Origin of the sequence: Streptomyces sp. SID5785 (assembly GCF_009870065.1) — a bacterium.
GTDB lineage: Bacteria > Actinomycetota > Actinomycetes > Streptomycetales > Streptomycetaceae > Streptomyces.
This window is the reverse complement of record NZ_WWIA01001041.1, coordinates 1-8,655: the sequence shown is the minus strand read 5'-3', so window position 1 is coordinate 8,655 and position 8,655 is coordinate 1. Positions and strand designations below refer to the sequence as shown.

The following is an 8,655-nucleotide window of genomic DNA, read 5'->3' as shown; positions in this document are numbered from 1 at the left end:
TGGAAGCCCCGGGGCCCGGGTCTTCCGGCGCACGCTGCGGCTGCCCTACGGCACCGGGATCGTGTCCGTCGACGAGGCCGCGCACGAGCAGCCCGGAGCGGGCGCCGAGCACCGCGGCGGCTGGCTCGACGCCCGGATCCACCTCACCGACCTGCGGGACCTGACCACCGCCGTCGGACGGCTGCGCCGGCTGTTCGACCTCGACGCCGATCCGTACGCGATCGACGCACGGCTCGGGGCCGACCCCCGGCTCGCCCCGCTCGTGGCGGCCCGGCCGGGGCTGCGCTCGCCGGGGGCCGTGGATGCCGAGGAGTGCGCCGTCCGGGCCGTGGTGGGTGCGGGGGAGGCGGGGCGGCTCGTCCGGCGGTACGGGAAGCGGCTCGACGCGCCCTGCGGTGTGCTCGAACGGATCTTCCCGGCGCCGTCCGAGCTCGTCGCGGAGCCGGGCACGCTCGGCGCCCTCGCCCGGGCCCTCACGGACGGCACCCTGCGACTCGACCCGGGGGCCGACCGGGACGACGCGGAGGCCGTGCTGCGGACCCTGCCCGGCATCGACGCCCGCACCGTCGCCCTGATCCGGACCCGCGCCCTCGGCGACCCCGACGCCCAGGCGCCGGGCGAGGAGTCCGGCGCGTCCGCGGCCGGGGCCTGGCGGCCCTGGCGGTCCTATGCACGTCAACACCTCTACGTAGAAGGACAGTTGTGAGCACCATGACGGACATGAACGACACACCGGCCGTGCACTACGCGGTCTTCGGCAGCCCGCTCGGCGAGCTGCTCGTCACCGGCGACGCCCACGGCGTGCTGACCTCCCTGTCCGTCCCCGGGCAGAAGGGCGGACGGAGCGTCGGGGCCGGATGGGTGCGCGACCAGCGGCTGTTCGCTGAGGCGGGCCGTCAGCTCGACGCCTACTTCGCGGGTGAACTCAAGGATTTCACGCTGGAGTTGCGGCCCGAGGGCACCGAGTTCCGGCGCCGGGTCTGGGACGCGCTCGACGCCGTGCCGTACGGCGCGACCACCACCTACGGCGAGGTGGCCGCCCGCATCGGCGCCTCGCGCGCCGCCGTCCGCGCGGTCGGCGGCGCCGTCGGGGCCAACCCGCTCCTCGTCCTGCGCCCCTGCCACCGCGTGATCGGTGCCGACGGCTCCCTCACCGGGTACGCGGGCGGCCTCGAGCGGAAGGTGCAGCTGCTGACCCTGGAGGGCTGCATCTGAGCGCCGCGTCACGTTCGGTGAGTCCCGGCCACCCCGCCGTGCATCCACAATCATGGCGGTTCTGTGCAACTTTGCAGGCGAGGGCATGGAAGCCGGACGAGCGCGCCCATCTCGCTGAGAGCCCCCTCCGAGCCCCGTGATAACACGGAGTGACCAACTCGAAGGGGGCCTCGCGCTCATGGGTATCTTCAGCCGCCGCCGGACCGAGACGCTCGACCCGCTGCCGGCCGCCGGCCCCGCCACGCCGTTCCCCGGCACCGCCGGCGGCGGCGCCACCGCCACGCTCGACCCGGGGCTGCGCGCCCTGAGCGGACACTGGACCGTCGACCGCCCGCACAGCCGCATCGGCTTCTCCGTGCGGCACGCCATGGTCACGACGGTGCGCGGCGCCTTCGCCGACTACGACAGCGCCCTGTACTTCGACGGGACGCGGCCCGAGAACTCCCGGGCCGAGCTCGTCATCCGGGTCGCCAGCGTCGACACGGGCGTCGAGCAGCGCGACGCCCACCTCGTCGGCCCCGACTTCTTCGACGCGCGCCGCCACCCCGAGATGGTCTTCCGCAGCACCTCCACCGTCCACGACGGCGGCGAGACCTTCACGATGGCGGGCGACCTGACGATCCGCGACGTCACCCGGCCCGTCGAGCTCCAGCTCGACTACCTGGGCTCGGTCCTCGACCCGTTCGGCTTCGAGCGGACCGGCTTCGACGGCACCACCACCATCGACCGCACCGAGTGGGGCCTCGTCTACAACCAGCGCCTGGAGGCGGGCGGCACCATGGTCAGCGAGAAGGTCCGGCTCCAGTTCGACATCTCGGCGATCCGCGCCGAGCAGCCCGGGTAGCCGTTCCCGCGACCGCGCATCCGCACGCGCGCCCGCACTCGCCCCGGCCCCGGCCGCGCAGCCGGACGGCCACGTACGCCGCCACCGCGAGGGCCGCCGCGGCGAGCACGGCCTTCGAGATCACGCCGACGTACGTCTCCACGAGGTCCCACCGGTCGCCGAGTCCGTACCCGGCGAGGATCAGGACCGTGTTCCACATGAGGGACCCGAGCGCGGTCAGGACCAGGAAGACCGGCAGCCGCATCCGCTCCACGCCCGCCGGGACCGAGATCAGACTGCGGATGACCGGCACCATCCGGCCGAGCAGCACCGCCTTCGGGCCGTGCCGGCGGAACCAGGCCTCCGTGCGCTCCAGGTCGGCGACCTTCACCAGGGGGAGGCGGCCCCACAGCGCGTACATGCGCTCGCGGCCGATGACCCGGCCGATGCCGTAGAGCGCGGCGGCGCCGACGACCGAGCCGAGGGTGGTCCAGAGCAGGGCCGGCACGAGGCCGATGGCGCCGCGCCCGGCCGCGAAGCCCGTCAGGGGCAGGATCACCTCGCTGGGCAGCGGCGGGAACAGGTTCTCCAGGGCGATGGCCAGCCCCGCGCCGGGCCCGCCGAGCCGGTCCACCAGACCGGCGGCCCAGCCCGCGACGCCACCGGTGGGCTCCGCGGCGGCGGCCAGGTTCACGACGTGCATACGCGGTCTCCAGGGGCTGGGCGACGAGGTCCGTCCGAGGCGGCTGCCCCGCGCCTCGTCCAGGCCGGAAGCGGCGAATCAGCACCACCACGAGGGTAACCGTTCGGCAAAGTCCGCAGATCCGCGCCGGTGCGCCGCGGTTTTCCGTAGGGGTCCCGCCCGCTCCGGCTGCCGGGGGCGGGCGTCAGCCCCAGATCACGGCCCCGACCCACGCGCCCACGATCAGCAGGCACGCGAACAGCTCGGCCAGCACGCTGGAGCCGCCCGCCCGCATCGCCGTCCGGGTCGACGCCAGCGCGTCCCCGTGACCGCCGAGCCGCAGCCGCTCCGAGACGTAGATCCCACCGACGAACCCCGGGACCGCGCCGATCACCGGGAGCACACAGAAGCCGATCACCGCACCGAGCCCCATCGCGACGACGAGCCTGCGGGTCGCGCCCGCCTGGCGCAGGCGGCGCGGCGGCAGCTGCCAGCGCAGCACCTGGGCGGCCAGCAGCACCGCGGTGGCGCCCACGAGGACCCCCCACGCGAGCCCGCTCGGGTCCCGCAGCGCCCACACGGCCACCGCGGCCCACACCAGCCACGAGCCCGGCACGCCCGGTACAAGGACTCCGCACACGCCGAGCGCCATCACGGCCCCGACCAGCAGGAGTTCCCACGCTCCCATGAGCTCAGGTTGCCATGGTCACGCCCGTCCGGCGATCGAGAATGCGCCGTACCGGACACCGGAGCCGGTCGGGCACGGGGCTGCGGACCGGATCAGCGCGCGACCCAGCCCCGCTCGTAGGCGTGCCAGCCCAGCTGCAGCCGGGTCGTCACACCGGCCAGCTCCATCAGCCGCTTCACCCGCCGCTGCACCGTGCGCAGCCCCAGGTCCAGCTGCTTGGCCACGCTCGCGTCCGTCAGCCCCGCCAGCAGCAGCGAGAGGATCTCCAGGTCCGGCCCGTCCGGCCCGTCGGCGCCCACCTCCACGGCCTCGCCGCTCGCCCCGAGCCGGAGCGGCAGCGCCTGCCGCCACACCGCCTCGAACAGCCCGCTGAGCGACTCGAGCAGCCCGCTCGCGTGCACGACGAGCGCGGCCGGCTCCGAGGTCCGCGCGGTCAGCGGCACGAGGGCCAGTGCCCCGTCGGCGATCACCAGCTTCGTCGGCACCCGGTCCACCACCCGCACCTCCTCGTCCCGGCCGATCGCCGCGGACAGCTCGGTCAGGCCCGAGGGCATCGACAGGACTTCCCGCTCCACCACCACCCGGTAGCGCACGCCCCGGCTGACGGCCTGCGGCTCCGCCTCGTTGTCCATGCCGGACACCGCGACCGGGTTCCCGGTGACGAGGGCGCACACGTCCTCGGCCGCACCGAGCTGGATCTGCAGGAAGCGCTGGGAGACCGCGGCCGCCCCCGTCACCACCTCGACCAGGTCGTGCACGGCCGGCTCGGCGGCCTGCGCCCGGTACTCCTCGGCGAGCATCGCGGCCGCCAGCTCCGCCTTGTCCAGTTCGTGCCGCCGCTGGGTGAGCAGCGCGCCCAGCGCGACTCCGGGCGGCGCGGCCACCCAGCGGCCCGGCCGCGCCGAGGAACGGGCGGCGAGCCCGTGCCGCTCCAGGCGGCGCAGCGCGTGCTCGGTGTCGTGCTCGGCGAGGGCGAGCCGGCGCGCGAGGTCGGGCACCTCGGCCGCGCCCACCGCCACCAGTGCGCGGTACGCCGACTCGTGCACCTCGTCCAGACCTATCGCACCCAACATCCGTGTGATGCCCCTCCCCGGCCATCCGTTCCGCCGCCCCGTGGCGGGAAAGAGCCACGGCGCAAACCCGCCGCGCTCATCTTCCCTGTACCGGCCGCCACTCTGCCAATGTGACGCCACCGCAGCATCAACACCCGCCGGGAATACGGGGTTCGCCCCGTATTCACCTGCGCAGTCACGTGGGGAGAGCGAGCGATGCGCCCGATATCGCGTGCGGCCCTGGGGGCGGCGACCGCCGCCGCCCTGGCCGTCACCGCGGCCGTTCCGTCCGGGGCCGCGGAGGGGGCCGCCCCGGACCGCGGACGGCCTCTGACCGGCAGCCCCGCCGCTGCCGCCGCCCAGAAGGGCACGACAGCGACCGTCACCCTGGTCACCGGTGACCGCGTCCTGGTCACCACCGGGACCGACGGCACCACCACCGCGACCGCCCTGCCCGCCGAGGACGGCAGCACCCCGCTGCTCCAGACCCGGCAGTCGGGACGGGACGTCTACGTGTACCCCGAGGGCGCCGTCGACGCCCTCGCCGCCGGGCGCGTCGACGAGGAGCTCTTCAACGTCACCGGCCTGATCCGGCAGGGCTACGACGACGCCCACAGCGAGACCCTGCCGCTCATCGCGACCTACGACCGGTCCGTGGACGTGGCGCGCAGCGCGCCCGCCGCGCCCCGCGGATCGGTCCGCGGCCAGGTCCTCGCGCCCGTCGGCGGCGTCGCCCTCGCCGCGGACAAGAAGAAGGCCGCCGCCTTCTGGACGGACGTCACCCGGCACACCTCCCGTGCCGCGGGCGATCTGAAGAAGCTGTGGCTCGACGCCAAGGTGAAGGCACTTCTCGACAAGTCGACCAAGCAGGTCCACGCCGACCAGGCCTGGGCCGCGGGCTACGACGGCAAGGGCACCAAGGTCGCCGTCCTCGACACCGGCGTCGACACCGAGCACCCCGACCTGAAGGGCCGCGTCGCCGAGTCGAAGAACTTCACCGACTCCGACAGCGCCGACGACCGGCAGGGGCACGGCACCCACACCACGTCCACCGTCGGCGGCACCGGTGCCGCGAGCGACGGCAGGAAGAAGGGCGTCGCCCCGGGCACCACCCTGCTCAACGGCAAGGTTCTCAACGACCAGGGCGAGGGCGCCACTTCGTGGATCATCGCCGGCATGCAGTGGGCCGTCGACCAGAAGGCCGACGTCGTCTCCATGAGCCTCGGCAACCCCTCGGAGCTCGACTGCTCCGACCCGATGTCGCAGGCCACGCAGGAACTGGCACGGTCCGCGAAGGACACCCTCTTCGTCATCGCGGCGGGCAACTCCGGCCCCGCCGCCAACACGGTCTCCTCGCCCGGCTGCGTGCCCGACGTCCTCACCGTCGGCGCCGTCGACCGCGACGACTCCACCGCGAGCTTCTCCAGCCGCAGCCCCGTCCAGCGCACCCACACCCTCAAGCCGGAGATCGCCGCACCCGGCGTCGACATCTCCGCCGCCGCGGCGGGCGGCCGCGGTCTGTACGCGTACCAGTCCATGAGCGGCACCTCGATGGCCACCCCGCACGTCGCGGGCGCCGCCGCCATCGTCAAGCAGCGTCACCCCGACTGGGACGCCCAGCAGATCAAGGCGGCCCTCGTCTCCTCCGCCGACGACGACATCCCGGGCGACGTCCGGGAGACCGGCGGCGGCCGCCTCGACGTCAAGGCCGCGATCGACGAGACGGTCCTGGGCGCCGACGCCGTCCAGGGCGGCAGCTTCGACTGGCCGCAGAGCAGCGCCGACCGCACGACCGTCGACGTGCCCTACACCAACACCACCGACCGGCCGGTGAAGCTGAGGCTCGACGTCGACCGCGTCACCGGCAACGACGGCTCCACCGTGCGCAGCACGGTCGCCCGGCTCGGCGCACGCACCGTCACGGTCCCGGCCGGCGGCACCGTCCGGGTCCCGCTCGCGCTCGACCCGGACGCGCGGCTCAAGGCCGCCCAGTACGGCGACGTCACCGGCCGCGTGGTCGCCACCGGGCCCCGCGGCGTGCACATCAGCACCCCGTTCTCGCTGTACGTGCAGCCGGAGACCGTCACCCTGACGGTCAAGGTCCTCGACCGGCTCGGCAAGCCCGCCGCGGGCAGCACCTCGATCGACGTCATCGGCACCGACGACGCCTCCGGCGAGCGGCGCTTCAACGAGGGCGCGGCCGAGCAGACCTACCGGATCCGGCCCGGCGCCTACTTCCTGTCGAGCTTCGTGGAGACGCCCACCGCCGACGGCACCGGTGCCGACTCCGCGACCTTCCTCGGCCGCCCGCAGGTCGACATCGCCAAGGACACCACCGTCGTCCTCGACGCCCGCAGGGCGCACCGGCTCGGCATCCGCACCGACCGGCCCGCCGAGGTGCGCGGTGCCACCCTCGGCTTCGCCCGCAGCTGGGACGACACGTGGCTGCACGCCGCCACCGTCCAGGGCGGCCGCGGACTCGACGGCTACTACGCCGACGTCCAGGGCCGTGCCCACGACGGCGACTTCGAGTTCGACAGCTTCTGGCGGGCCGCCGCACCCCAGCTCTCCGAACTCGCCGTCCAGGGCGGCCCGACGCTGCACCCGGCCGTCGGCTCCACCAACTCGGCCAATCTCGACGGCACCGGCTCCGCCGCCCTCGTCGACGGCGGGTCGGGCAGCCCCGAGGACCTCGCCGCGGCCAAGGGCGAGCTGGCCCTGGTGAAGCTGCCCGAGGGCGGCTCGGTGAGCACCCTGTCCCGGGACGCCGACGCGGCGGGCGTCAAGGGCCTGGTCCTGTACCGGGAGGCCGCGGGCCGCTGGTACCCGAGCGCCGGGTTCGTCGGCGGACCGCTGCCGGTCCTCGCCGTCGAGACCGCCGAGGGCAAGGACCTCGCCGCACGGGTCGCCGCCGGGCGGACCGTCCTGCGCTGGAAGGCGACGGCGAAGAGCCCGTACGTCTACACGCTCGCCTTCCCCGAGACCGGCCAGATCCGCTCGGACCGCGTCTACCGGGTCCGCGACCGTGACCTCGCCGCGAACACGGCGACCTACCGCGCGATGGGCAAGGCCGGTGACTACCTGGACATCCCCTCGATGGCCCGGCCGAACGGACTGACCGCGTCGATCGGCGAACTCGCCACCGTCCCGGCCCCGTTCACCCGCACCGAGCTGTACTCGCCCGGCACCACCGGCTTCGGCCACATGGTGTCCAGCAGCTTCCCCTGGGGCGAGTACATGATCGACCCGGTGCGCACGTACAAGAAGCGCGAGAAGCGCACCGAGCAGTGGTACGGCGGGGTCGTCGGCCCGACCACCCCGCTCGACGACTCCGGTGAGCAGGCGCTGGCCGCCGAACGCCAGGGCGATCTGATCGGCGTCGCACCCGGCTTCTGGGGCGACGGTGAACACCTGGGGGTCCAGGGCTCGTTCGGCGACATGGGCCGGCTCACCCTGGAGAGCGGCGGCAAGGTCGTCGGAGAGAGCTCCTGGCCGTCCGGGGTCTTCACGGTCCCGTCGCAGGACGCCGCCTACGAGTTGACCATGGAGACGTCGAAGGCGGGCAGCATCGACGCCTGGCAGCGCTCCCACCGGACCTCCACCACCTGGTCGTTCCGCTCGCACCTCGACGAGGACGTCTACTCGCAGGGCATCCCGCTCCTGTTCCCGCACCTCACGCTCCCCGAGGACGGTCTGAAGACGCTCCCCGCGAAGGACGGTCAGCGGATCGGCCTGTCGGTCACCGGCCACGCCGGGTACACACCCGGCACGCTCACGAAGGTCGCCCTGTCGTACTCGTACGACGACGGGGAGACCTGGACCGAGGCGCCGACGGCCCGGCACGGCGGAGCCTGGACCGCGTCCGTGGACCACGCCGGAGCCACCGGCGAGCAGGTCACGGTCAAGGTCGCGGTCACCGACGCGCACGGCAACGCGGTCACCCAGACCGTGCACCGCGCGTACGACGTGCGCTAGTTCGAGCCGTCACCTGAACCGGTCCGCCGGACGGCCTTCCCGTGGGGGGTGGGGTCGTCCGGCGGACCATTTTCGTGTCCGGATTTCCCGATGCCCCGTTTTCGGGCGCCCCTTGCTGTGGACAATAAGGGCATGAGCCAGCAGGGGGACAGGCCCACCGGTCGACCGGCCCAGGAGGACGACTGGTGGGGGCAGCTGTACGAGAACGAGATCGCCGCCG

The 8,655-nt window shown here is 74.0% G+C and carries 7 protein-coding genes; 4 read left to right on the top strand and 3 right to left on the bottom strand.

Annotated elements, in window-relative coordinates; translation table 11 throughout:
• From GTW43_RS33790 to GTW43_RS33780, 3 genes are all read left to right on the top strand, one after another.
• A partial coding sequence (locus tag GTW43_RS33790) for an AlkA N-terminal domain-containing protein (RefSeq protein ID WP_272922589.1) occupies positions 1–706 on the top strand: 706 nt, incomplete at its 5' end.
• A gap of 5 nt (positions 707–711) precedes the next feature.
• The gene (locus GTW43_RS33785) at positions 712–1,215 is read left to right on the top strand and encodes a methylated-DNA--[protein]-cysteine S-methyltransferase (protein ID WP_161305788.1); all 504 of its coding nucleotides are present in this window, start codon (positions 712–714) and stop codon (positions 1,213–1,215) included.
• Positions 1,216–1,393: 178 nt separating this feature from the next.
• A complete protein-coding gene (locus tag GTW43_RS33780) occupies positions 1,394–2,059 on the top strand; it encodes a YceI family protein (protein WP_161305787.1) in 666 nt (221 codons plus the stop codon).
• Here the strand turns inward: GTW43_RS33780 and GTW43_RS33775 are convergent.
• The 3 genes from GTW43_RS33775 to GTW43_RS33765 form a co-directional block, all read right to left on the bottom strand.
• Positions 1,998–2,741: a DedA family protein gene (locus tag GTW43_RS33775; RefSeq protein ID WP_161305786.1), complete on the bottom strand. Its 744-nt coding sequence runs from the start codon at positions 2,739–2,741 to the stop codon at positions 1,998–2,000. The two genes, GTW43_RS33780 and GTW43_RS33775, sit on opposite strands and share 62 nt — an antisense overlap.
• A gap of 184 nt (positions 2,742–2,925) precedes the next feature.
• Positions 2,926–3,408: a DUF456 domain-containing protein gene (locus GTW43_RS33770; RefSeq protein ID WP_161305785.1), complete on the bottom strand. Its 483-nt coding sequence runs from the start codon at positions 3,406–3,408 to the stop codon at positions 2,926–2,928.
• Between the two features lie 92 nt (positions 3,409–3,500).
• Positions 3,501–4,481, bottom strand: coding sequence for a LuxR family transcriptional regulator (locus GTW43_RS33765; protein ID WP_161305784.1), 981 nt, complete (start codon positions 4,479–4,481; stop codon positions 3,501–3,503).
• Positions 4,482–4,676: 195 nt separating this feature from the next.
• On the opposite strand from GTW43_RS33765, the gene GTW43_RS33760 reads away from it, so the two are divergent.
• Positions 4,677–8,435 (top strand): S8 family serine peptidase, encoded by a 3,759-nt coding sequence (locus tag GTW43_RS33760; RefSeq protein ID WP_161305783.1) that lies wholly within the window; start codon positions 4,677–4,679, stop codon positions 8,433–8,435.
• Positions 8,436–8,655 lie beyond the last annotated feature (220 nt).